The sequence below is a fragment of the Enterobacter sp. ECC-175 genome (assembly GCF_043968675.1).
GTDB lineage: Bacteria > Pseudomonadota > Gammaproteobacteria > Enterobacterales > Enterobacteriaceae > Enterobacter.
This window is the reverse complement of sequence record NZ_CP143776.1, coordinates 436574-458652: the sequence shown is the minus strand read 5'-3', so window position 1 is coordinate 458652 and position 22079 is coordinate 436574. Positions and strand designations below refer to the sequence as shown.

Sequence of the window (22079 nt, the reverse complement as noted above, 5' to 3'; positions counted from 1 at the left end):
TGCCGGAAAGAATTTGGAGGTAGCTTTATGGAAAACACTCGCGCAGGGATCCAAATTTTTTTCGGCAATATAAAGATTGATCTCAACTAATTAACTGAATTATCAGAATTTATAAATATGTATATATTCCCCTAACGCAAACGATCTGCTTACAATTCATGGAAGATTTCAAATGAAACGGAGTTTTATAAATGGCTATTCCAGGCAACATGTGGCTTTACGATGATGGTGGTGCATTGATCAAAGGGGGTTGCGATGTCCAGGACCGCGACTACAGTATCGAGTCTAAAGGCTTCCACCATAATCTGAGCATCCCTTCCGATAATATGACGGGTAAACCAAATTGCCCGATGGGAAATTTGCAAAGTTGAAGATGGTGCCAACGACTAAGATAGCTACGTTTATAGGACGCTGGATTCCCTTTATTGGCTATGCTCAACTAATCACTATCATTTATACGGTCAGCAAGCGTACCCGAGAGAAATATAATCTCATTGCCAGTCTAAAAGACCGTATTCAATGGACATCCTTCTGATGAGAAACATTGAAGCTTAGGTTATCGGATACATTATGGAAAAGTATCCGATTAGAGAACGCTGGTTTAAGCCCGGTGTTAAACAGGTCACCAAGGAATGGACGCTACAGGATGATTTTAAGTTTCTTCCGGAAGATGCGCATGATTTTCTGGTAGATGTTTTTGAACGTTTCGGCGTGGATTATTCCACTTTTGACGGCAGGAACTACTTTGAGTACGAATATCCCTTCTGGCAAAAGAAACCGTCCCCAGAACCCGTGATAAAACCGCTGACAGTTGGGATGATCATCGAGTCTGTCAAAGCGGAGAAATGGCTATACGATTGAAAGGAAAAAGCGCCTTTTGAGGCGCTTTGTTCAGAGGATTGTATGGTAAGAGCGTCTATAAAGTTGATTTAAGCTTTAACAGCTGCTGATCGATTTGAGTCAGTCTCTCCTTTACCCGCTTGTTCTCGTCCAGGAGTCTTTGTTCGTTCTCGCTATGGGCCACCAGAACGATACACCCTTTCATCACTTTTACCGTAACCTGATGCCCGGTATCAAACCCCGCCGCACGTAGCCACTTTCCGGACAGGATGATTTTCGGTGTCGATTTGTCGAAAACATTCGGGCGGTATCCCACAATTAACGAACGCTCGGTTCCGGATTGGTCGGTGTCTGGGGTAGAATGCGTATCAGCCATAATCAACTCCTTGATAGTTGGTGAGGTTAGACGCTCCGGTTGTGTTCCCGCACATCGGGGCGTTGCAAAAACAGGAGGTTTAGGTGGCCTCCTATGTGTGTCAGAGTAGATGGATAGGTGGCCTCATGTCAATCATATCGCGCGAAAAAAAACCAAAAGGCGGTGGGCAGTCTCCCCAGTTTAAGATGCGTATTGATCCGGCATTGAAGGAGCAGTTGGATGCTGTGGCGGCTGAGGAAGGGGTTAGTCTCGCCAGCTGGTTGAAGGAACTGGCGAGGGAGGCGTTAAGGTCCAAAGGAATCCAACCTAATGGTTAGATTTTTTGTAATTTTATTCATCATTAAAACCTATTATATGGAACTCTGCTCCTGAGGATTTTATAGCGTTATCCGAACTAACTAATAATACATCTAACTGACGCTTGATATTACTATTTTGCGACTTTGTATAATAACTTTTTGTTGTATGAGGTTGTATTACTATTACCCTTGTTTTTATTTTATTAGGGTTGGAGTTCAATGATGAAAGTTGTAATATAAAATCTGAGGGCTTTATCATCTTATTCTCATGCCAACACATTTTATTTTGAGAGACAGAGGCTCTTTCTGTCAGATCCTGTATAAGGTTTTTACGGTTAGAATATCTCAAGTTTTTAACTGCTTGGCTTAGAACAATATCATGTGCACCCACGGATATTCTTCTACTTATACTACTGCTATTAGCTGCTTTGATATGAATAAGAGATATTATCGTCTTATCATTATGATCATCAATATGAATAAAATCTGCTTTCTCACCCGCTCCATCATCGCAGTAGAGCCATCCCGTAGGTTTCTCAGTTGTATTAAAGTTATCTGAAGAATCCCAACGGCTATTCCACCTATTTTTTATCCAACAGAAAAGAGAGTTTTGCGATCCAATTTTTGTTAGATCAAGTTTATCTGATACAAGTGGTTTCTCTTTACATACATCAAATTTCTCAAAGTCTGCCCAAATGAATCCATTATATGTAACATCTTTATAATCAGTTTTAAATATCCAAGAGTTCACTACTGCGTGACCTGACTCATACCAACACTTTATTAATTCTGGATATCTAAATATTTTCGCATAATTGTTAAGAATGTCTTTTTTTTGTGAAACTGGCTGTTGGTTATTAATTTCGAAACTAATCTCGTAATCTTTTATTACTGGTCTTACACTAATCTCTCCACAATGAACATTTTCATAAAAAACTTTTAGAGAAAAAGCAGAGTTCATTATTGGCGAAATCTCTATTCTATATTTAGTAGCAATCTTTCTGAGTAAATCTACCTTTGTGGAACTCATTTCATAAGGGACGAAATCTGGATCGATTACAGAAAAATCATATGCGTCTTGGACATTATTAAGATCGTTAATAGGGCTGGCAAGAATGCTAATTGGAGTAGTGTTGTTTTGCTTGTTAGAATTCAACATATCTAGTATTTCGATAACATTTTTTTCAAACGTATCCCAGTCTTTACATGGGCCTTTCCAGACGGACGATTTGAAAGGATTTAATCCTATGGTTTTATTATTATTCCCAATCTCAGTTCTTACAGCAGACATCATGTATGATTGATCCTCTAAAGGATCTAATGATTCAGCTACACTATTCCCTCCTAAAACTTTTGAATCAGCCTTAAAAGTTGTTTTCCCATGTATACCCAGAAGCCAGAGCATCTTTATATTGTCTTCATTTATAAATAAATGATTTAAATGCGATATTTCTACTGGATACAAGTTTGATAATGGTGCACTTTTGAAATTTTCTCTTATTAGATCTTTCATTCCCTTTTCTGAGAAGTAAAATGCTACATAGCTTCCGAGAGTAAAAGTAAGCGCTATATGATTCTCTATATCATGTATATCGTTTCTTTTAGTCCAACTAGGGATTTTATTTATCGAGTAGGGAGAAATTAATACATTAGCCTCATTTATTGTTTCAGATGTGGCTGGATATTGCTTTATTTCTCCTTCGTTATAGATTTTGGTATCGATAACTTGCATTACTGACGTGTGCAAGTATTTTGCTGTATAATTTGACTTATTAAATCCAATTAAAATAGAAAAAAAAGGTGAAAGGTGTTCCTTTTGAACATCGTTCATAACTGTCTCATTAAATGATGGGTAATCGAGAGGAGATAATTATATTAATAGTAGAATATATGTAGTGATGTTTGTCACAAAGATAGGATATATGAAAAATATATCGAGAATATAAATTTTTGGCGGAAGATCACAGGAGTCGAACCTGCCCGGGAACGCTGGCGTCCCCAACTGGATTTGAAGTCCAGCCACCTCACCGGAGATGACGATCTTCCGCGCCTCGATTGCTACATGGAGGCGGGGCGCATTATAGCTACTTTCAGGCATTTACCACATACCCCGACACGCTTTTTTCACGTCTCTTTTGACCTTCACCCACCTGTTTCGGTTAATTCCTAAGAAAATCCTCAGGTTAGCTTTTGACGCCTGCCCACCTTTAACGCGATCACAAAAAACAAGAAACGTAATTTAATAACCATAAAACGCAATACCCGCCCGTGAAACAATGGTTTAAAAACACAGTTACCGGTCTCAGCGCCCCCTACAGCGTGAAGGATATATAAAATATGAGCGAAGTACTGTCCGTTAAAGAGAAGATTGGCTACGGCATGGGCGATGCCGCCAGCCATATCATTTTTGATAACGTCATGTTGTACATGATGTTTTTCTACACCGATATTTTCGGTATTCCCGCCGGGTTCGTCGGCACCATGTTCCTGCTGGCGCGCGCGCTGGATGCGATCTCCGACCCGTGCATGGGCCTGATTGCCGACCGCACCCGCAGCCGCTGGGGCAAGTTCCGCCCGTGGATACTGTTCGGCGCCATTCCGTTTGGCATCGTCTGCGTGCTGGCGTATACCACGCCGGACCTCAGCCATAACGGCAAGCTGATTTATGCCGCCGTCACCTACACCCTGCTGACCCTGCTCTACACCGTGGTCAATATCCCTTACTGCGCGCTGGGCGGCGTTATCACCAACGACCCGACGCAGCGCATCTCCCTTCAGTCCTGGCGCTTCGTGCTGGCGACGGCGGGCGGCATGCTCTCGACGGTGCTGATGATGCCGCTGGTCAAGCTGATTGGCGGGGAAGACAAAGCCTTTGGCTTCCAGGGCGGCATCGCCGTGCTGTCGGTCATCGCGTTCCTGATGCTGGCGTTCTGCTTCTTCACCACCAAAGAGCGCATCCAGGTGCCGCCTGCCACCACCTCCATGCGCGAAGACCTACGCGACATCTGGCAAAACGACCAGTGGCGCATCGTCGGCGTGCTCACCATCCTCAACATCCTCGCCGTCTGCGTGCGCGGCGGCGCGATGATGTACTACTGCACCTGGATTATGGGCTCGCCGGAAGTGTTCGTCGCGTTCCTCACCACCTACTGCGTCGGCAACCTGATCGGCTCCGCGCTCGCGAAACCGCTCACCGACTGGAAGTGCAAGGTGAGCATCTTCTGGTGGACCAACGCCGCGCTGGCGGTGGTGAGCGTCGCGATGTTCTTCGTGCCGATGCATGCCACCGTGGTGATGTTCGCCTTCATCTTCGTGATTGGCGTGCTCCACCAGCTGGTGACGCCCATCCAGTGGGTGATGATGTCCGATACCGTCGACTACGGCGAATGGACCAACGGCAAACGCCTCACCGGCATCAGCTTCGCGGGCACGCTGTTCGTGCTGAAGCTCGGCCTGGCGCTGGGCGGCGCGATGATCGGCTGGATGCTGGCGGGCGGCGGCTACGACGCCGCGGCTAAAACCCAGAACAGCGCCACCATCAGCATCATTGTCGGCCTGTTTACCCTGGCCCCGGCGGTCTGCTACGCGCTGAGCGCCATCATCGCCAAGCGCTACTACACGCTGAAAACGCCGTTCCTGGTGAAGATCATGCGCGAGCTGGCGCAGGGCGCGCGCCGCAACCAGCAGGAATTTGCCCCGCTGCCGGGCAGCAAAGAATTACGGAACTAAGAGGACGAAAGTATGAAAATCAGTGACGGAAACTGGCTCATTCAACCGGGCCTGAACGTGACGTATCCGGTGCAGGTGTTCGACGTGGAGCAGCAGGGCAATGACCTCGTGGTCTACGTTGCTCCGCGCGACGTGCGCGAGCGCACCTGGCAGCTCGACACATTGATGTTCACGGTTCGTCTGTTTGCCCCGCAGGAGGGGATTGTCGGGGTGCGCATCGAGCACTTCCAGGGCGCGCTGGACAACGGCCCGCACTACCCGCTTAACGTGCTGAAAGACGTGAAGGTCGAGATTGAAAACAACGCGGAATTTGCCGAGCTGAAAAGCGGCAGCGTCAGCGTGCGCGTGACCAAGGGCGAGTTCTGGGCGCTGGACTTCCTGCGCAACGGCCAGCGCATCACCGGCAGCCAGCTGAAAAACAACGGCTACGTGCAGGACGGCAACAGCGATCGCAACTATATGTTCGAGCGCCTCGATTTGGGCGTGGGGGAAACGGTCTACGGCCTGGGCGAGCGCTTCACCGCGCTGGTGCGCAACGGCCAGACGGTCGAAACCTGGAACCGCGATGGCGGCACCAGCACCGAGCAGTCCTACAAAAACATCCCGTTCTACCTCACCAACCGCGGCTACGGCGTGCTGGTTAACCACCCGGAAAACGTCTCGTTTGAAGTCGGCTCCGAGAAGGTCTCCAAGGTGCAGTTCAGCGTGGAGGGCGAGTACCTCGAGTATTTCGTGATCGACGGCCCGACGCCGAAAGAGGTGCTCAACCGCTATACGCAGTTTACCGGCCGTCCGGCGCTGCCGCCCGCGTGGTCGTTCGGCCTGTGGCTGACCACCTCGTTCACCACTAACTACGACGAAGCGACGGTGAACAGCTTTATCGACGGCATGGCCGAGCGCGACCTGCCGCTGCACGTCTTCCACTTCGACTGCTTCTGGATGAAGGCCTTCCAGTGGTGCGACTTCGAGTGGGACCCAGTGACCTTCCCGGATCCGGAGGGGATGATCCGCCGCCTGAAGGAGAAAGGGCTGAAGGTCTGCGTGTGGATCAACCCGTACATCGGCCAGAAGTCGCCGATCTTCCAGGAGCTAAAAGAGAAGGGCTACCTGCTCAAGCGCCCGGACGGCTCTCTGTGGCAGTGGGACAAATGGCAGCCGGGGCTGGCGATTTACGATTTCACCAACCCGGAGGCGTGCCGGTGGTACGCCGATAAGCTCAAGGGCCTGGTGGACATCGGCGTGGACTGCTTCAAAACCGACTTCGGCGAGCGTATCCCGACCGACGTCCAGTGGTTCGACGGCTCCGATCCGCAGAAAATGCACAACCACTACGCCTACATCTACAACGAACTGGTGTGGAACGTGCTGAAAGAGACGGTGGGCGAAGAAGAGGCCGTGCTGTTTGCCCGCTCTGCGTCCGTCGGTGCGCAGCAGTTCCCGGTGCACTGGGGCGGCGACTGCTACGCCAACTACGAGTCGATGGCGGAAAGCCTGCGCGGCGGGCTGTCGATCGGCCTGTCGGGCTTTGGCTTCTGGAGCCACGACATCGGCGGGTTCGAGAATACCGCTCCGGCGCACGTCTACAAGCGCTGGTGCGCGTTTGGGCTGCTCTCCAGCCACAGCCGCCTGCACGGCAGCAAATCCTACCGCGTGCCGTGGGCGTACGACGACGAGTCCTGCGACGTGGTGCGCCACTTCACCCAGCTTAAGTGCTGGATGATGCCGTACCTTTATCGTCAGGCGGCGCTAGCCCGCGAGTGCGGCACGCCGATGCTGCGCGCGATGATGCTGGAGTTCCCGGACGATCCGGCGTGTGACTACCTCGACCGACAGTACATGCTCGGGGATGCGGTGATGGTCGCGCCGGTGTTCTCGGAAGCGGGCGACGTGCAGTTCTACCTGCCGGAAGGCCGCTGGACGCACCTGTGGCACAACGACGAGATCCAGGGCAGCCGCTGGCATAAGCAGCAATATGATTTCCAGAGCCTGCCGGTCTACGTGCGCGACAACACGCTGCTGGCGCTGGGTAACAATGACCGGAAGCCGGACTATGCGTGGCACGAGGGCACGGCGTTCCAGCTGTTTAACCTGGACGACGGCGCAACGGCGGTCAGCGAAGTGCCTGCGGCCGACGGCTCCGTCATCTTTACCCTGACGGCCACCCGCCGCGGCGATACGGTGACGATTAAGGGCGCAGGCGACGCGGAAAGCTGGTCGGTTTGCTTACGCAACGTTCAGAAGGTCGCGGGCGTGCAGGGCGGCTCGCAGGCGGGCAGCGAATGGGGCGTGGTCGTGAACGCTGAGGGCAGCGAGGTGGTTGTTCAGCTTTAACGCCCTACACGCGCTCCCTCTCTCGTTAGCGGGAGGGAGCGCGGTGCGCATCAATGCCAGCAGAAGTGATGCACAACCTGGGTTATCAGCTCGCGCGTTGGCTTGATGAACCGGGTTTCCAGATATTCATCCGGCTGGTGGGCCTGGTTAATCGAACCCGGGCCAAGCACCAGCGTCGGACACAGGGTCTGGATGAACGGCGCTTCGGTGCAGTAGTTCACCACGTCGGTTTTCTCCCCAAGCAGTTTCTCCACCACCGCAACCAGCTGGTGATCCGGCGGGCATTCGTAGCCCGGGATCGGCGGATGCAGTTCGGATACGGTTAAACGCCCCGGCCAGCGCTCGCTCACCGGCGCAAGCGCCTCGTTCAGCAGGCCGTCAAGATCGCTCAGCGTCATGCCCGGCAGCGGGCGAATGTCCATATGCAGCTCGCAGCAGGCGCAGATGCGGTTGGACGCATCGCCGCCGTGCAGGCTGCCGAGGTTCAGCGTCGGATACGGCACGGTGAACGCCTCGTAGTGATAGCGCTCTTTCAGGCCGTCGCGCAGCTGCATGATGCGGCCAATGGCGTCGTGCATCAGCTCGATGGCGTTGACGCCGCGCGCCGGATCGCTGGAGTGGCCGGACTGGCCCAGCACGCGCACCGCCGTGGAAATGTGGCCTTTGTGGGCGCGGATCGGCTGCAGCGAGGTTGGCTCACCGATAATGGCGCAGTCCGGGCGAATCGCCGTGTTTTCCGAGAAATAGCGCGCGCCCGCCATGCTGGTCTCTTCGTCGGCGGTCGCCAGAATGTAGAGCGGCTTTTTCAGCTTCGTCACGTCCACGTCACGCAGCGCGTCGAGGATAAAGGCGAAGAAGCCTTTCATGTCCGCGGTGCCCAGGCCGTAGAGCTTGTTGTCGTGCTCGGTCAGGGTGAACGGATCGCGCGTCCAGCGGCCATCGTCAAACGGCACGGTGTCGGTATGGCCAGCCAGCAGCAGGCCGCCCGCGCCGCTTCCGGTGCTGGCCAGCAGGTTGAATTTATGGCGCGTTCCGGGAACGGGCTGAACCTCAACGTTAAACCCAAGATCGCTAAACCAGCCCGCCAGGAGAGTGATTAAAGACTCATTGCTTTGATCCAGCGATTCTTCGGTTGCGCTGATGGAGGGTGTGGCAATCAGGGCGCGGTAGATCTCGATAAATGGCGGTAAATTCATTTTCATTGTTGACACACCTTAGGTCGTGATAGTATCAATATTCATGCAATAAATGTGAATAAAAATACACTAACGTTGAGCATAAAGGAACCCGATGTTGAATACGCTGATTGTAGGCGCTAGCGGTTATGCGGGCGCAGAGCTTGTAAGCTACGTGAATCGCCACCCACATATGACCATAACCGCTTTGACCGTGTCAGCGCAAAGCAATGATGCCGGAAAGTTAATTTCCGATTTGCATCCGCAGCTCAAGGGGATTGTCGATCTGCCTTTGCAGCCGATGTCCGACATCAGCGAGTTTGCCGGCGGCGTCGACGTGGTGTTTTTAGCCACCGCGCATGAAGTGAGCCACGACCTGGCGCCGCAGTTTTTGGCCGCTGGCTGCGTGGTGTTCGACCTCTCCGGCGCGTTCCGCGTTAACGACGGTGCGTTCTACGAAAAATATTATGGTTTCACCCATCAGCACCCGGATCTGCTTGAACAGGCGGTCTACGGGCTGGCGGAGTGGAGCACCGATAAACTGAAAGAAGCGAACCTGATTGCCGTGCCGGGATGCTACCCGACGGCGGCGCAGCTTTCCCTGAAGCCGCTGATCGACGCGGGCCTGTTGGATCTGAGCCAGTGGCCGGTGATCAACGCCACGAGCGGCGTCAGCGGCGCGGGGCGTAAGGCCGCGATCGCTAACAGCTTCTGCGAAGTCAGCCTTCAGCCGTACGGCGTGTTCAACCACCGCCATCATCCTGAAATCACCACTCATCTTGGCGCGGACGTGATCTTTACGCCGCACCTGGGCAGCTTCCCGCGCGGCATCCTCGAAACCATCACCTGCCGCCTGAAGCCGGGTGTGACCAGGGATCAGGTCAGCGAGGCGTTTGCGCAGGCGTACGCGGACAAACCGCTGGTGCGTCTGTATGACAAAGGCGTTCCCGCGCTCAAAAACGTGGTTGGCCTGCCGTTCTGCGACATCGGCTTTGCCGTGCAGAACGAGCATCTGATCGTGGTCGCCGCGGAAGATAACTTACTCAAAGGCGCCGCCGCGCAGGCAGTGCAGTGTGCAAACATTCGTTTCGGCTTCCCTGAAACGCAGGCTCTTATTTAAGGTGTGATGATGAACCCATTAATTATCAAACTCGGTGGCGTACTGCTGGACAGCGAAGAAGCGCTGGAGCGTCTTTTTACCGCGCTGGTGAACTACCGCGAATCACATCAGCGCCCGCTGGTGATTGTTCACGGCGGCGGCTGCGTGGTGGATGAGCTGATGAAAGGGCTCAACCTGCCGGTGACCAAGAAAAACGGCCTGCGCGTCACGCCTGCCGACCAGATTGACATCATTACTGGTGCGCTGGCGGGAACGGCGAACAAAACGCTGCTGGCGTGGGCGAAAAAACACCACATCGCGTCCGTGGGCCTCTATCTGGGCGACGGGGACAGCGTAAAAGTGACCCAGCTCGACGAAGCGCTCGGCCACGTTGGACTGGCCCAGCCGGGTTCGCCTACGCTGATTAACACCCTGCTGAACGGCGGTTTTCTGCCGGTGGTGAGCTCTATCGGCGTGACCGAAGAGGGCGAGCTGATGAACGTTAACGCGGACCAGGCGGCCACCGCGCTGGCGGCGACGCTGGGCGCGGACCTGATCCTGCTCTCCGACGTGAGCGGCATTCTGGACGGTAAAGGCCAGCGCATCGCGGAGATGACCGCCGCGAAAGCCGAGCAGCTGATCGACCAGGGGATTATCACCGACGGGATGATCGTCAAGGTGAACGCGGCGCTGGACGCGGCGCGCGCGCTCGGCCGCCCGGTGGACATCGCCTCCTGGCGTCACGCGGAGCAGCTCCCGGCGCTGTTTAACGGCACGCCGATCGGCACGCGTATTTTAGCGTAAGTAATTACTGAATGACCGTAGGCCGGGTAAGCGAAGCGCCACCCGGCGGAACTAACGAATAAAGGAAGCATGTTATGGCACTTTGGGGTGGGCGTTTTACACAGGCAGCGGATCATCGGTTCAAACAGTTCAACGACTCGTTGCGCTTCGACTACCGCCTGGCCGAACAGGATATCGTCGGCTCTGTGGCCTGGTCCAAAGCGCTGGTCACCGTTGGCGTACTGACCGCAGACGAACAGCTGCAGCTGGAAGAGGCGCTGAACAACCTGCTGGAAGAGGTGCGCCTGGACCCACAGCAAATCCTGCAGAGCGATGCCGAAGATATTCACAGCTGGGTGGAAGGCAAGCTGATCGATAAAGTCGGCCCGCTGGGGAAAAAGCTCCACACCGGCCGCAGCCGTAACGACCAGGTGGCGACCGATCTCAAGCTGTGGTGTAAAGAGACCGTGGGCGAACTGCTGGCGGCTAACCGTCAGCTGCAGAGCGCGCTGGTGGAGACCGCGCAGAACAACCAGGACGCGGTGATGCCGGGATATACCCACCTGCAGCGCGCGCAGCCGGTGACCTTTGCCCACTGGTGCCTGGCCTACGTTGAAATGCTGGCGCGCGATGAAAGCCGCCTGCAGGATACGCTGAAGCGTCTGGACGTCAGCCCGCTGGGCAGCGGCGCGCTGGCCGGTACGGCGTATGAAATCGACCGCGAGCAGCTGGCCGGCTGGCTGGGCTTTGCGTCCGCCACCCGCAACAGCCTGGACAGCGTCTCTGACCGTGACCACGTGCTGGAGCTGCTCTCGAATGCCTCAATCGGCATGGTTCACCTGTCGCGCTTTGCCGAAGACCTGATCTTCTTCAACTCCGGTGAAGCCGGGTTTGTGGAGCTGTCTGACCGCGTGACGTCCGGCTCGTCCCTGATGCCGCAGAAGAAAAACCCGGACGCGCTGGAGCTGATCCGCGGCAAGTGTGGCCGCGTGCAGGGCGCGCTGACCGGCATGATGATGACCCTGAAAGGGCTGCCGCTGGCGTACAACAAAGATATGCAGGAAGACAAGGAAGGGCTGTTCGACGCGCTCGACACCTGGCTGGACTGTCTGCATATGGGCGCGCTGGTGCTGGACGGCATTCAGGTGAAGCGCCCGCGCTGCCAGGAAGCGGCGCAGCAGGGCTATGCCAACTCCACCGAGCTGGCGGATTACCTGGTGGCGAAAGGCGTACCGTTCCGTGAAGCGCACCATATTGTGGGTGAAGCGGTGGTGGAAGCCATTCGTCAGGGGAAACCGCTGGAAGACCTGGCGCTTGCTGACCTGCAGAAGTTCAGCGCGGTGATTGGGGATGATGTGTATCCGATACTGGCGCTGCAGTCGTGCCTGGATAAGCGCGCGGCGAAAGGCGGCGTGTCGCCGAAGCAGGTTGCGCAGGCGATTGCGGATGCGAAAAAGCGGTTGGTTTGACAATATTGCGGTCTGATGCCCTCACCCCAACCCCTCTCCCACCGGGAGAGGGGCTCGATCGGTTCCCTCTCCCTTAGGGAGAGGGCTAGGGTGAGGGGAGAAAACAAAGCCTGGCGTTAAGCCGGGCTTTTTTTTACGCAAAAAAAAAGCGGACCACGGGGTCCGCAAAAGTTCACGTTGGCTTTAGTTGTTCGAGTTTTGAGAGAAACTCTCTGACGGTGCGGGGTCGTTTTGGGTCAAACACGTGCCGCCTCGTCTATGTGGTGTATTATTCAACAGAATGCTTGATAGGGATAATCGTTCGTTGCTATGCTATCTATCGCCATGAACTATCGTGGCGACGGAGGATGAATAATGAATATTCGTGATCTTGAATACCTGGTAGCGTTAGCCGAGCACCGTCATTTTCGCCGCGCGGCAGATTCCTGCCACGTCAGCCAGCCCACGCTGAGCGGCCAGATCCGCAAGCTGGAAGATGAGCTGGGCGTGATGCTGCTGGAGCGCACCAGTCGTAAGGTTCTGTTCACCCAGGCCGGTCTTCTGCTGGTGGATCAGGCGCGCACCGTGCTGCGCGAGGTCAAAGTGCTCAAGGAAATGGCAAGCCAGCAGGGGGAGGCGATGTCCGGCCCGCTGCATATTGGCCTGATCCCTACCGTTGGCCCGTACCTGCTGCCGCAGATTATCCCCATGCTGCACCAGACCTTCCCGAAACTCGAAATGTACCTGCATGAAGCGCAAACCCATCAGCTGCTGGCCCAGCTCGATAGCGGCAAGCTCGACTGCGCCATTCTGGCGCTGGTCAAAGAGAGTGAAGCCTTTATTGAAGTGCCGCTGTTCGACGAGCCGATGATGCTGGCGATCTATGAAGATCACCCGTGGGCAAACCGCGATCGCGTGCCGATGGCCGATCTGGCCGGTGAAAAGCTGCTGATGCTGGAAGATGGGCACTGCCTTCGCGATCAGGCAATGGGCTTCTGCTTTGAAGCGGGTGCGGATGAAGATACCCACTTCCGCGCAACCAGCCTGGAAACGCTGCGCAACATGGTAGCGGCGGGAAGCGGCATTACGCTACTGCCCGCGCTGGCCGTGCCGAACGAGCGCAAGCGCGATGGGGTGGTCTATCTGCCGTGCATCAAGCCTGAACCGCGCCGCACCATTGGCCTGGTTTATCGTCCGGGATCACCGCTGCGCAGCCGCTATGAGCAGCTGGCTGAGGCCATCCGAAGTTCGATGGATGGCCATTTCGACAGCGCGTTAAAACAGGCGGTTTAACCCGTTGAGCGCCGCTACCCGATAGGCTTCCGCCATGGTTGGGTAGTTAAAGGTGGTGTTAACGAAGTACTCGATGGTGTTGCCACCGCCTTTTTGCTCCATGATTGCCTGGCCGATATGAATGATTTCCGCGGCGCGTTCACCAAAGCAGTGAATACCGAGGATCTCTTTCGTCTCGCGATGGAACAAAATCTTCAGCGTTCCCACGCTCATTCCCACGATTTGCGCCCGCGCCAGGTGTTTAAACTGCGCGCGACCGACCTCGTAAGGCACCTTCATGGCCGTCAGCTGCTGCTCGGTTTTACCCACGGAGCTGATTTCCGGAATGGTGTAGATGCCCGTCGGGATGTCTTCGATGAGGTGCGCCGTCGCTTCGCCTTTCACCAGCGCCTGCGCGGCAATGCGCCCCTGGTCGTAAGCGGCTGACGCCAGGCTTGGGTAGCCAATCACGTCGCCCACCGCATAGACGTGCGGCAGCGCGGTCTGGTACATGCTGTTGACCTTCAGCTGGCCGCGGCTGTCGGTTTCAAGCCCAAGATTTTCCAGCTGCAGGGAATCGGTGTTGCCGGTGCGGCCGTTGGCGTAGAGCAGGCAGTCCGCTTTCAGCTTCTTACCGGACTTCAGGTGCATGATCACGCCGTCGTCGCAGCCTTCGATCTTCTCGTATTCTTCGTTGTGGCGGATGACCACGCCGCTGTTCCAGAAGTGGTAGGAGAGGGAATCCGACATCTCCTGATCGAGGAACGCCAGCAGGCGATCGCGGGTGTTGATCAGATCGACCTTGACCTCCATTCCCCGGAAGATCGACGCATATTCGCAGCCGATCACCCCTGCGCCGTAGATAATGACGTGGCGCGGCTCGTGGTGCAGGCTAAGGATCGAATCGCTGTCGTAGATGCGCGGGTGCGTAAAGTCGACGTCCGCCGGATGGTAAGGGCGCGAACCGCAGGCGATGACGAATTTTTCTGCCGTTAAGGTTTCAACGGTGCCGTCATGGCACTCCAGCGCCAGCGTGTGCTCGTCCACGAAATGGGCGTTCCCCTGCAGAATTTCGCAGTGGTTACGCTCGTAGAAACCCTGGCGCATCCGCGTTTGCTGGTTAATCACGGTGTCTGCGTGGTTCAGGATATCGGCAAAGGAGGAGCGAAGAAGTCGGGAATGGTCGCTGTAAAGGGGGTTCTGGTTAAATTCAATAATGCGGCTAACGGCGTGGCGGAGGGCTTTGGACGGGATGGTGCCCCAGTGGGTGCAACCGCCGCCAACGTTATGGTAGCGCTCAATGACCGCTACTCTGGCTCCCTGTTTCACCAGTCCCATAGCAGCGCCTTCGCCGCCGGGGCCGGAACCAATAACTATTGCGTCGTAATCGTAGGAATGTGGCATGGCAAGGCTTACCTATTCTTATACATAAAAGCAACAGAATCATAACATCATTGCCTGAGTAACCCAATTATCGTTGTGCTTTTTTCCGACAGTGGAGCACAAACCGCGCGTAAACAATCATTCACAAAGCTGAGCAAACAGATTAATTTTATTCTCTGGTATAGTGCCAGCAGGCCTTTGGAAGGATTCAACTATCGTGATGGGCGTAAGAGCACAACAAAAAGAGAAAACCCGGCGTTCGCTGGTGGAAGCGGCATTCAGTCAACTGAGCGCCGAGCGAAGTTTTGCCAGCTTAAGCCTGCGCGAAGTCGCACGCGAGGCCGGGATTGCGCCAACGTCCTTCTATCGTCATTTTCGTGATGTGGACGAGCTGGGCCTGACCATGGTCGACGAGAGCGGGCTAATGCTGCGCCAGCTGATGCGCCAGGCGCGTCAGCGTATCGCGAAAGGCGGCAGCGTGATCCGCACCTCCGTATCAACGTTTATGGAATTTATCGGCAATAACCCTAACGCGTTCCGCCTGCTGCTGCGCGAGCGTTCGGGAACGTCGTCCGCGTTTCGTGCGGCGGTCGCACGCGAAATTCAGCACTTTATTGCGGAACTTGCCGACTATCTTGAACTCGAAAACCACATGCCGCGTGCGTTTACCGAAGCGCAGGCCGAGGCTATGGTGACGATTGTCTTTAGTGCCGGCGCCGAGGCGCTGGACGTGGGCATTGAACAGCGTAAGCAACTCGAAGAGCGGCTGGTACTGCAGCTGAGGATGATTTCCAAGGGTGCGTATTACTGGTATCGCCGTGAACAAGAGAAGTTGGCACATCAAACCGTTGAGTGAAGGTGAGTAATGAAACAGTCAGGTCAGGATAGAGGAACGTTGTTGCTGGCATTGATCGCTGGCTTATCCATTAATGGCACGTTTGCAGCGATTTTTAGCTCAATCGTCCCTTTCTCGATTTTCCCGCTTATTTCGCTGGTGCTGACGGTCTATTGCCTGCATCAGCGCTATCTCAACCGCACCATGCCGGTGGGGTTGCCGGGTCTGGCCGCCGCCTGCTTTATTCTGGGCGTGCTGCTGTTTAGCACCGTGGTGCGCGCGGAATACCCGGATCTCGGCTCTAACTTCCTGCCAGCGCTGCTGTCGGTGGTGTTGGTGTTCTGGATTGGCTCGCGCATGCGCAGCCGCAAGGACAGGCAGCCGGAGTAAGAGGGTTATGACGTTGCAGGCCGGATAAGCGAGGCGTCATCCGGCATTTATCGGCAGGTGGCGCTTCGCTTACCTGCCCGACGTAAAGCAGGTTACTTTGCCGTTAGCAGCACGCCGCACTCCATATGGTGCGTATACGGGAACTGATCGAACAGCGCCAGACGTTCAACGTTGTGCGTCTGGCTTAGTGTTTCGAGATTCTTGCACAGCGTCTCCGGGTTGCAGGAGATGTACAAAATACGCGGGTACGCCTGCACCATCTTCTCGGTTTCGCTGTCCAGCCCGCTGCGCGGCGGATCGACAAAAATCGTCTCACACCGGTAGCTCTTCAAATCAATCCCCTGCAGGCGGTTAAATTCACGCACGCCGTTCATTGCCTGGGTAAACTCTTCTGCCGCCATGCGGATAATCTGCACGTTATCAATATGGTTCGCCGCGATGTTGTACTGCGCGGCGGCGACGGATGGCTTCGCGATTTCGGTTGCCAGCACGCGATCGAAGTTACGCGCCAGCGCCAGCGAGAAGTTGCCGTTGCCGCAGTACAGCTCCAGCAAATCGCCCGTTGATCCTTCCGTGGCGTTCAACGCCCATTCAAGCATCTGCACGTTCATCGCGGCGTTTGGCTGGGTGAAGCTGTTCTCCACCTGGCGATAGATCATCTCTTTACCCGCCACCGGCAGACGCTCGTCGACGTAATCCTGATCGAGCATGATTTTGGTTTTTGTCGCGCGGCCAATCAGATGAACGTTGATGTTCTGCGCCCGCAGCGCGTCGCGCAGGGCTTCTGCCTGCTCGCGCCATTCGTCGTTCAGCGCCTTATGATAAAGAAGGGTGACGATAGCCTGATTGCTTTGCGTGGTCAGGTAGTCGATTTGGAAAAGCTTGTGGCGCAGCGCGGGATTGTTGCGCACGCCTTCGATCATCAGCGTCATGAGCTGGTTAATGAGCTCGCTCGCCGCCGGGAAGCTGTTCACGCGGATGCGGGATTTGGTCTGCTGATCGAAAATGATGTGGTACAGGTCATCACCGTCGTGCCAGATGCGGAATTCGGCGCGCATGCGGTAGTGGCTGACCGGAGAACGAAACACCTCGGGAACGGGCGCGTTGAAAGGCGTCATCATACTTTGCAGGCGGACAACTTTCTCTGCCAGCTGTGCGTCGTACTGTTCTGTCGGGAGGTGTTCGGGGGTCATGATACGTCCTGAGTGATAAAGAATTACGCGGGGATTGTAGGGATTGTGCAGGGGATGTCCAGATTTAATGGCTCATGGCTGTCTGGACATCTATCCGTATCTAATTGTAGCATTCTGTTTCCGGTCTCCTGAGAGTGAAAAGGGAATCCAGTGCAAATCTGGAGCTGACGCGCAGCGGTAAAGACTGGCGGGATATGCATTGTAGACACTGTGAAAATGGGAAGTCTTATATCCGTAATCGCCACCTAGCCCGAAGACCTGCCGGGATCACGTCGCAATTGGTTTCATCATCGCGTGCTATGGATGAGGCCTGCGGCATCCTTCTTATATTGTGGATGCTTTAACAATGATTAAAAAGGTATCGCTGTGTACGGCGCTGTCCGTCACGGCATTTTCGGGCTGGGCGCAGGATAGCGCCGACTCGCTGGTGGTGACTGCAAACCGTTTTGAACAGCCTGCTAATACCGTTCTTGCGCCAACGTCCGTGGTGACGCGTGAGGATATCGATCGCTGGCAATCGACAACGCTCGTGGACGTAATGCGTCGCCTGCCCGGCGTTGATACGGCGCAAAACGGCGGGATGGGGCAGCTTTCTTCTCTTTTTATTCGCGGTACTAACTCCAGCCACGTGCTTATCCTGGTCGACGGTATCCGCCTGAACCAGGCCGGCGTGACCGGTTCTTCCGACCTCAGCCAGTTCCCGATCGCCCTGGTGCAGCGCATTGAATACATTCGCGGGCCGCGCTCCGCCGTTTACGGTTCGGATGCGATTGGCGGCGTTGTCAATATTATCACCACGCGCGCAAAGGACGGCACGACGCTGAATGCGGGCGTAGGATCGCATGGCTATCAGAACTACGGCGGCAGCACCCAGCAAACGCTTGGCGACAGTACGCGCGTGACGCTGGCCGGTGATTACACCTACACGAAAGGTTTTGACGTGGTTGCTGACGGCAACAACGGCGGCCTTGCCCAGCCCGATCGCGACGGCTTTATGAATAAAACGATCTACGGCGCGCTGGAACATGCTTTCTCAGACCAGTGGAGCGGTTTTGTTCGCGGCTATGGCTACAGCAACCGTACCGCCTACGACGGCTACTACAGCTCGTTTACGCCTGACGTGCTGGTCGACACCCGCCAGCTGTATAGCCAGACCTGGGACGCCGGGCTGCGCTTCAACAAAGACATTTTCCATTCACAGCTGCTCTCCAGCTACGGCCACAGCAAGGACTATAACTACGATCCGCATCTGGGACGCTACGATTCAACGGCCACGCTGGATGAAATCAAGCAGTACAACCTTCAGTGGACGAACTCCGTGGATGTTGGGCATGGCAACGTTGGGGCCGGCGTTGACTGGCAGAAGCAAAGCACGGAGCCGAATACCAGCTATGTCTCAAACGGCTACGACATCCGTAATACCGGCGTTTACCTGACCGCGCTACAAAAGTTTGGTGATTTCACCCTGGAAGGGGCGGCTCGCAGCGACGATAACTCTCAGTTTGGTCGCCATGGGACGTGGCAGAGCAGCGCCGCCTGGGAATTCATTGAGGGATATCGCTTTATTGCCTCTTACGGTACGGCCTATAAAGCGCCGAATCTGGGGCAGCTTTACGGCTTCTATGGCAACGACCATCTTGATCCTGAAGAGAGTAAGCAGTGGGAGGGCGCGTTTGAAGGCCTGACGGCCGGCGTGAGCTGGCGCGTATCGGGTTATCGCAATGACGTTGATAACCTGATCGACTTCAACAATAACCTTCAGGAGTATTACAACGTCGGCAAAGCGCGTATTAAAGGTATAGAAGCAACGGCGTCGTTTGATACCGGTCCGCTGACGCACACCGTCGGCTACGATTATGTGGATGCGCGCAATGCGGCAACCAACGCGCTTCTGGACCGCCGTGCTAAGCAGCAGGTGAAGTATCAGCTTGATACGCAGATTTATGATTTTGACTGGAGCCTGACGTATCACTACCTGGGCACGCGTTACGACACGGACTTCAACACCTATCAAAAGGTTAAAATGGGCGGCATAAGCCTGTGGGACGCTGCCGTTTCATATCCTGTCACCTCACATCTCACAGTTCGTGGTAAAATAGCCAACCTGTTCGATAAAGATTACGAGACAGTTTATGGCTACCAAACTGCAGGACGGGAATACACCTTGTCTGGCAGCTACACCTTCTGATCCGCGTCCCACCGTGCTGGTGTTTGATTCCGGCGTCGGTGGGCTTTCGGTCTATGATGAGATTCGGCGTCTTCTGCCGGATCTCCATTATATCTACGCCTTCGATAACGTCGCTTTCCCTTATGGAGAGAAGAGCGAAGAGTTTATTGTTGAGCGCGTGGTAGAAATCGTCACCGCGGTACAGCAGCGCTATCCCCTCGCGCTGGCAGTGATTGCCTGCAACACGGCGAGCACGGTTTCCCTTCCTGCCCTGCGCGAAAAATTCCAGTTTCCTGTCGTGGGCGTGGTGCCTGCCATCAAACCCGCGGCTCGCCTCACGGCGAACGGCATTGTCGGCCTGCTGGCAACGCGCGGTACGGTTAAACGCCCTTATACGCGTGAGCTTATCGACCGTTTCGCCAACGAATGCCAGATTGCGATGCTGGGTTCGGCCGAGCTGGTGCAAATGGCGGAAGCAAAGCTGCATGGTGAAACGGTATCGCTCGACGAGCTGCGCCGTATTCTGCGCCCGTGGCTGAAAATGCCCGAGCCGCCGGACACGGTCGTGCTGGGCTGCACGCATTTCCCTTTATTGCAGGACGAGCTGTTAGAAGTGCTGCCGGAGGGAACGCGCCTGGTGGATTCCGGCGCGGCCATTGCGCGTCGCACGGCGTGGCTGCTTGAGCATGAAGCGCCTGACGCAAAATCATCAGATGCCAATATCGCGTTTTGCATGGCGCTGACTCCCGAAACTGAGCAGCTTTTACCCGTTTTGCGGCGTTATGGGTTTGAAACGCTCGAAAAACTGGCGTTGTAATGCCCTTTTGAGCAAAAAAGAGACGGTTGAACGTTTTTTTTTAAAGAGGGGTTGTCAACGTCTGAGAACTCCCTATAATGCGCCTCCACTGACACGGAACAACGGCTTACAGGCCGCCGGGTTAGCGGGGTTCAGCGATGAACGCCAGCGGAGAAAAGCAAAAATAAATGCTTGACTCTGAATGAGGAAAACGTATTATACGGGACCTCGCAACGGTGAGCGAAAGCCGCGTTGCACTGCTCTTTAACAATTTATCAGACAATCTGTGTGGGCACTCAAAGTGACATGGATTCTTAACGTCCTCGGACGAAAAATGAATACCAAGTCTCTGAGTGAACACGTAATTCATTACGAAGTTTAATTCACGAGCATCAAACTTAAATTGAAGAGTTTGATCATGGCTCAGATTGAACGCTGGCGGCAGGCCTAACACATGCAAGTCGAGCGGCAGCGGAAAGTAGCTTGCTACTTTGCCGGCGAGCGGCGGACGGGTGAGTAATGTCTGGGAAACTGCCCGATGGAGGGGGATAACTACTGGAAACGGTAGCTAATACCGCATAACGTCGCAAGACCAAAGAGGGGGACCTTCGGGCCTCTTGCCATCGGATGTGCCCAGATGGGATTAGCTAGTAGGTGGGGTAACGGCTCACCTAGGCGACGATCCCTAGCTGGTCTGAGAGGATGACCAGCCACACTGGAACTGAGACACGGTCCAGACTCCTACGGGAGGCAGCAGTGGGGAATATTGCACAATGGGCGCAAGCCTGATGCAGCCATGCCGCGTGTATGAAGAAGGCCTTCGGGTTGTAAAGTACTTTCAGCGGGGAGGAAGGCGATAAGGTTAATAACCTTGTCGATTGACGTTACCCGCAGAAGAAGCACCGGCTAACTCCGTGCCAGCAGCCGCGGTAATACGGAGGGTGCAAGCGTTAATCGGAATTACTGGGCGTAAAGCGCACGCAGGCGGTCTGTCAAGTCGGATGTGAAATCCCCGGGCTCAACCTGGGAACTGCATTCGAAACTGGCAGGCTTGAGTCTCGTAGAGGGGGGTAGAATTCCAGGTGTAGCGGTGAAATGCGTAGAGATCTGGAGGAATACCGGTGGCGAAGGCGGCCCCCTGGACGAAGACTGACGCTCAGGTGCGAAAGCGTGGGGAGCAAACAGGATTAGATACCCTGGTAGTCCACGCCGTAAACGATGTCTATTTGGAGGTTGTGCCCTTGAGGCGTGGCTTCCGGAGCTAACGCGTTAAATAGACCGCCTGGGGAGTACGGCCGCAAGGTTAAAACTCAAATGAATTGACGGGGGCCCGCACAAGCGGTGGAGCATGTGGTTTAATTCGATGCAACGCGAAGAACCTTACCTACTCTTGACATCCAGAGAACTTAGCAGAGATGCTTTGGTGCCTTCGGGAACTCTGAGACAGGTGCTGCATGGCTGTCGTCAGCTCGTGTTGTGAAATGTTGGGTTAAGTCCCGCAACGAGCGCAACCCTTATCCTTTGTTGCCAGCGGTTAGGCCGGGAACTCAAAGGAGACTGCCAGTGATAAACTGGAGGAAGGTGGGGATGACGTCAAGTCATCATGGCCCTTACGAGTAGGGCTACACACGTGCTACAATGGCGTATACAAAGAGAAGCGACCTCGCGAGAGCAAGCGGACCTCATAAAGTACGTCGTAGTCCGGATTGGAGTCTGCAACTCGACTCCATGAAGTCGGAATCGCTAGTAATCGTGGATCAGAATGCTACGGTGAATACGTTCCCGGGCCTTGTACACACCGCCCGTCACACCATGGGAGTGGGTTGCAAAAGAAGTAGGTAGCTTAACCTTCGGGAGGGCGCTTACCACTTTGTGATTCATGACTGGGGTGAAGTCGTAACAAGGTAACCGTAGGGGAACCTGCGGTTGGATCACCTCCTTACCTTAAAGAACCTGCCTTTGT

General features: G+C 54.9%; 17 protein-coding genes, 1 tRNA gene, 1 rRNA gene, 2 pseudogenes and 1 riboswitch. Of the genes and pseudogenes, 15 read left to right on the top strand and 6 right to left on the bottom strand.

Annotated features, from left to right (window positions below; genetic code table 11):
- Positions 1–191 precede the first annotated feature (191 nt).
- From V1599_RS02285 to V1599_RS02275, 3 genes and pseudogenes are all read left to right on the top strand, one after another.
- A pseudogene (locus V1599_RS02285) lies at positions 192–341 on the top strand (type VI secretion system tube protein Hcp); the annotation flags it as partial.
- Between the two features lie 5 nt (positions 342–346).
- A pseudogene (locus tag V1599_RS02280) lies at positions 347–535 on the top strand (hypothetical protein); the annotation flags it as partial.
- Positions 536–570: 35 nt separating this feature from the next.
- Positions 571–861: a DUF1493 family protein gene (locus V1599_RS02275; protein WP_395300958.1), complete on the top strand. Its 291-nt coding sequence runs from the start codon at positions 571–573 to the stop codon at positions 859–861.
- 55 nt (positions 862–916) lie between these two features.
- Here the strand turns inward: V1599_RS02275 and V1599_RS02270 are convergent, their stop codons facing one another.
- Entirely contained in the window at positions 917–1216 is a 300-nt protein-coding gene (locus tag V1599_RS02270; RefSeq protein ID WP_112012323.1) for a SymE family type I addiction module toxin, read from the bottom strand.
- Between the two features lie 125 nt (positions 1217–1341).
- Between V1599_RS02270 and V1599_RS02265 the strand changes: the two genes are divergently transcribed.
- On the top strand, positions 1342–1533 hold the full coding sequence (locus V1599_RS02265; protein ID WP_112012406.1) for a toxin-antitoxin system HicB family antitoxin: 192 nt from the start codon (positions 1342–1344) through the stop codon (positions 1531–1533).
- 13 nt (positions 1534–1546) lie between these two features.
- On the opposite strand, the gene V1599_RS02260 is transcribed toward V1599_RS02265, so the two are convergent.
- Positions 1547–3346: a hypothetical protein gene (locus tag V1599_RS02260; RefSeq protein WP_112012322.1), complete on the bottom strand. Its 1800-nt coding sequence runs from the start codon at positions 3344–3346 to the stop codon at positions 1547–1549.
- 120 nt (positions 3347–3466) lie between these two features.
- Positions 3467–3561 (bottom strand) — tRNA-Sec (locus V1599_RS02255).
- A gap of 291 nt (positions 3562–3852) precedes the next feature.
- Here V1599_RS02255 and V1599_RS02250 point away from each other — a divergent pair.
- Together V1599_RS02250 and yicI are read left to right on the top strand one after the other, a co-directional pair.
- On the top strand, positions 3853–5244 hold the full coding sequence (locus V1599_RS02250) for a glycoside-pentoside-hexuronide family transporter (protein WP_112012321.1): 1392 nt from the start codon (positions 3853–3855) through the stop codon (positions 5242–5244).
- 12 nt (positions 5245–5256) lie between these two features.
- Entirely contained in the window at positions 5257–7575 is a 2319-nt protein-coding gene (yicI, locus tag V1599_RS02245) for an alpha-xylosidase (RefSeq protein WP_395300957.1), read from the top strand.
- Between the two features lie 50 nt (positions 7576–7625).
- On the opposite strand, the gene argE is transcribed toward yicI, so the two are convergent.
- On the bottom strand, positions 7626–8777 hold the full coding sequence (gene argE / locus V1599_RS02240) for an acetylornithine deacetylase (RefSeq protein WP_395300956.1): 1152 nt from the start codon (positions 8775–8777) through the stop codon (positions 7626–7628).
- An 88-nt stretch (positions 8778–8865) separates the two neighbouring features.
- Between argE and argC the strand changes: the two genes are divergently transcribed.
- From argC to oxyR, 4 genes are all read left to right on the top strand, one after another.
- Positions 8866–9870, top strand: a complete 1005-nt coding sequence (gene argC, locus V1599_RS02235) for an N-acetyl-gamma-glutamyl-phosphate reductase (RefSeq protein ID WP_395300955.1) — start codon at positions 8866–8868, stop codon at positions 9868–9870.
- Positions 9871–9876: 6 nt separating this feature from the next.
- The gene (argB, locus tag V1599_RS02230) at positions 9877–10653 is read left to right on the top strand and encodes an acetylglutamate kinase (protein ID WP_395300954.1); all 777 of its coding nucleotides are present in this window, start codon (positions 9877–9879) and stop codon (positions 10651–10653) included.
- Between the two features lie 74 nt (positions 10654–10727).
- A complete protein-coding gene (gene argH / locus V1599_RS02225; protein WP_112012316.1) occupies positions 10728–12101 on the top strand; it encodes an argininosuccinate lyase in 1374 nt (457 codons plus the stop codon).
- A 354-nt stretch (positions 12102–12455) separates the two neighbouring features.
- A complete protein-coding gene (gene oxyR, locus V1599_RS02220) occupies positions 12456–13373 on the top strand; it encodes a DNA-binding transcriptional regulator OxyR (protein ID WP_112012315.1) in 918 nt (305 codons plus the stop codon).
- On the opposite strand, the gene sthA is transcribed toward oxyR, so the two are convergent.
- Complete coding sequence (gene sthA, locus V1599_RS02215) at positions 13356–14756, bottom strand: Si-specific NAD(P)(+) transhydrogenase (protein WP_112012314.1); 1401 nt, start codon at positions 14754–14756, stop codon at positions 13356–13358. The genes oxyR and sthA overlap by 18 nt on opposite strands.
- 196 nt (positions 14757–14952) lie before the next feature.
- Here sthA and fabR point away from each other — a divergent pair, with 196 nt between their 5' ends.
- Together fabR and V1599_RS02205 are read left to right on the top strand one after the other, a co-directional pair.
- On the top strand, positions 14953–15591 hold the full coding sequence (gene fabR, locus V1599_RS02210; protein ID WP_112012313.1) for an HTH-type transcriptional repressor FabR: 639 nt from the start codon (positions 14953–14955) through the stop codon (positions 15589–15591).
- Between the two features lie 9 nt (positions 15592–15600).
- The gene (locus tag V1599_RS02205; protein ID WP_112012312.1) at positions 15601–15960 is read left to right on the top strand and encodes a YijD family membrane protein; all 360 of its coding nucleotides are present in this window, start codon (positions 15601–15603) and stop codon (positions 15958–15960) included.
- A 92-nt stretch (positions 15961–16052) separates the two neighbouring features.
- Here the strand turns inward: V1599_RS02205 and trmA are convergent, their stop codons facing one another.
- Complete coding sequence (gene trmA, locus V1599_RS02200) at positions 16053–17153, bottom strand: tRNA (uridine(54)-C5)-methyltransferase TrmA (RefSeq protein ID WP_112012311.1); 1101 nt, start codon at positions 17151–17153, stop codon at positions 16053–16055.
- Between the two features lie 104 nt (positions 17154–17257).
- Positions 17258–17434: riboswitch (cobalamin riboswitch) on the top strand.
- A gap of 65 nt (positions 17435–17499) precedes the next feature.
- On the opposite strand from trmA, the gene btuB reads away from it, so the two are divergent.
- The 3 genes from btuB (at position 17500) to V1599_RS02185 (ending at position 22058) form a co-directional block, all read left to right on the top strand.
- Positions 17500–19341, top strand: coding sequence for a TonB-dependent vitamin B12 receptor BtuB (gene btuB / locus V1599_RS02195; RefSeq protein ID WP_395300953.1), 1842 nt, complete (start codon positions 17500–17502; stop codon positions 19339–19341).
- Positions 19286–20137 (top strand): glutamate racemase, encoded by an 852-nt coding sequence (gene murI / locus V1599_RS02190; RefSeq protein ID WP_395300952.1) that lies wholly within the window; start codon positions 19286–19288, stop codon positions 20135–20137. Before btuB ends, murI begins: the two co-directional genes overlap by 56 nt.
- A gap of 379 nt (positions 20138–20516) precedes the next feature.
- Positions 20517–22058, top strand: a 16S ribosomal RNA gene (locus tag V1599_RS02185).
- Positions 22059–22079: the final 21 nt, after the last annotated feature.

What these genes read in the sequence shown, in the direction of transcription:
- V1599_RS02205 (WP_112012312.1), top strand. Translation starts at nt 15,601, where the DNA reads ATGAAACAGTCAGGTCAGGATAGAGGAACGTTGTTGCTGGCATTGATC.
- V1599_RS02275 (WP_395300958.1), top strand. Translation starts at nt 571, where the DNA reads ATGGAAAAGTATCCGATTAGAGAACGCTGGTTTAAGCCCGGTGTTAAA.
- murI (WP_395300952.1), top strand. Translation starts at nt 19,286, where the DNA reads ATGGCTACCAAACTGCAGGACGGGAATACACCTTGTCTGGCAGCTACA.
- argB (WP_395300954.1), top strand. Translation starts at nt 9,877, where the DNA reads ATGATGAACCCATTAATTATCAAACTCGGTGGCGTACTGCTGGACAGC.
- yicI (WP_395300957.1), top strand. Translation starts at nt 5,257, where the DNA reads ATGAAAATCAGTGACGGAAACTGGCTCATTCAACCGGGCCTGAACGTG.
- trmA (WP_112012311.1), bottom strand. Translation starts at nt 17,153, where the DNA reads ATGACCCCCGAACACCTCCCGACAGAACAGTACGACGCACAGCTGGCA.
- argH (WP_112012316.1), top strand. Translation starts at nt 10,728, where the DNA reads ATGGCACTTTGGGGTGGGCGTTTTACACAGGCAGCGGATCATCGGTTC.
- V1599_RS02270 (WP_112012323.1), bottom strand. Translation starts at nt 1,216, where the DNA reads ATGGCTGATACGCATTCTACCCCAGACACCGACCAATCCGGAACCGAG.
- btuB (WP_395300953.1), top strand. Translation starts at nt 17,500, where the DNA reads ATGATTAAAAAGGTATCGCTGTGTACGGCGCTGTCCGTCACGGCATTT.
- V1599_RS02250 (WP_112012321.1), top strand. Translation starts at nt 3,853, where the DNA reads ATGAGCGAAGTACTGTCCGTTAAAGAGAAGATTGGCTACGGCATGGGC.
- V1599_RS02260 (WP_112012322.1), bottom strand. Translation starts at nt 3,346, where the DNA reads ATGAACGATGTTCAAAAGGAACACCTTTCACCTTTTTTTTCTATTTTA.
- argE (WP_395300956.1), bottom strand. Translation starts at nt 8,777, where the DNA reads ATGAAAATGAATTTACCGCCATTTATCGAGATCTACCGCGCCCTGATT.
- oxyR (WP_112012315.1), top strand. Translation starts at nt 12,456, where the DNA reads ATGAATATTCGTGATCTTGAATACCTGGTAGCGTTAGCCGAGCACCGT.
- V1599_RS02265 (WP_112012406.1), top strand. Translation starts at nt 1,342, where the DNA reads ATGTCAATCATATCGCGCGAAAAAAAACCAAAAGGCGGTGGGCAGTCT.
- sthA (WP_112012314.1), bottom strand. Translation starts at nt 14,756, where the DNA reads ATGCCACATTCCTACGATTACGACGCAATAGTTATTGGTTCCGGCCCC.
- argC (WP_395300955.1), top strand. Translation starts at nt 8,866, where the DNA reads ATGTTGAATACGCTGATTGTAGGCGCTAGCGGTTATGCGGGCGCAGAG.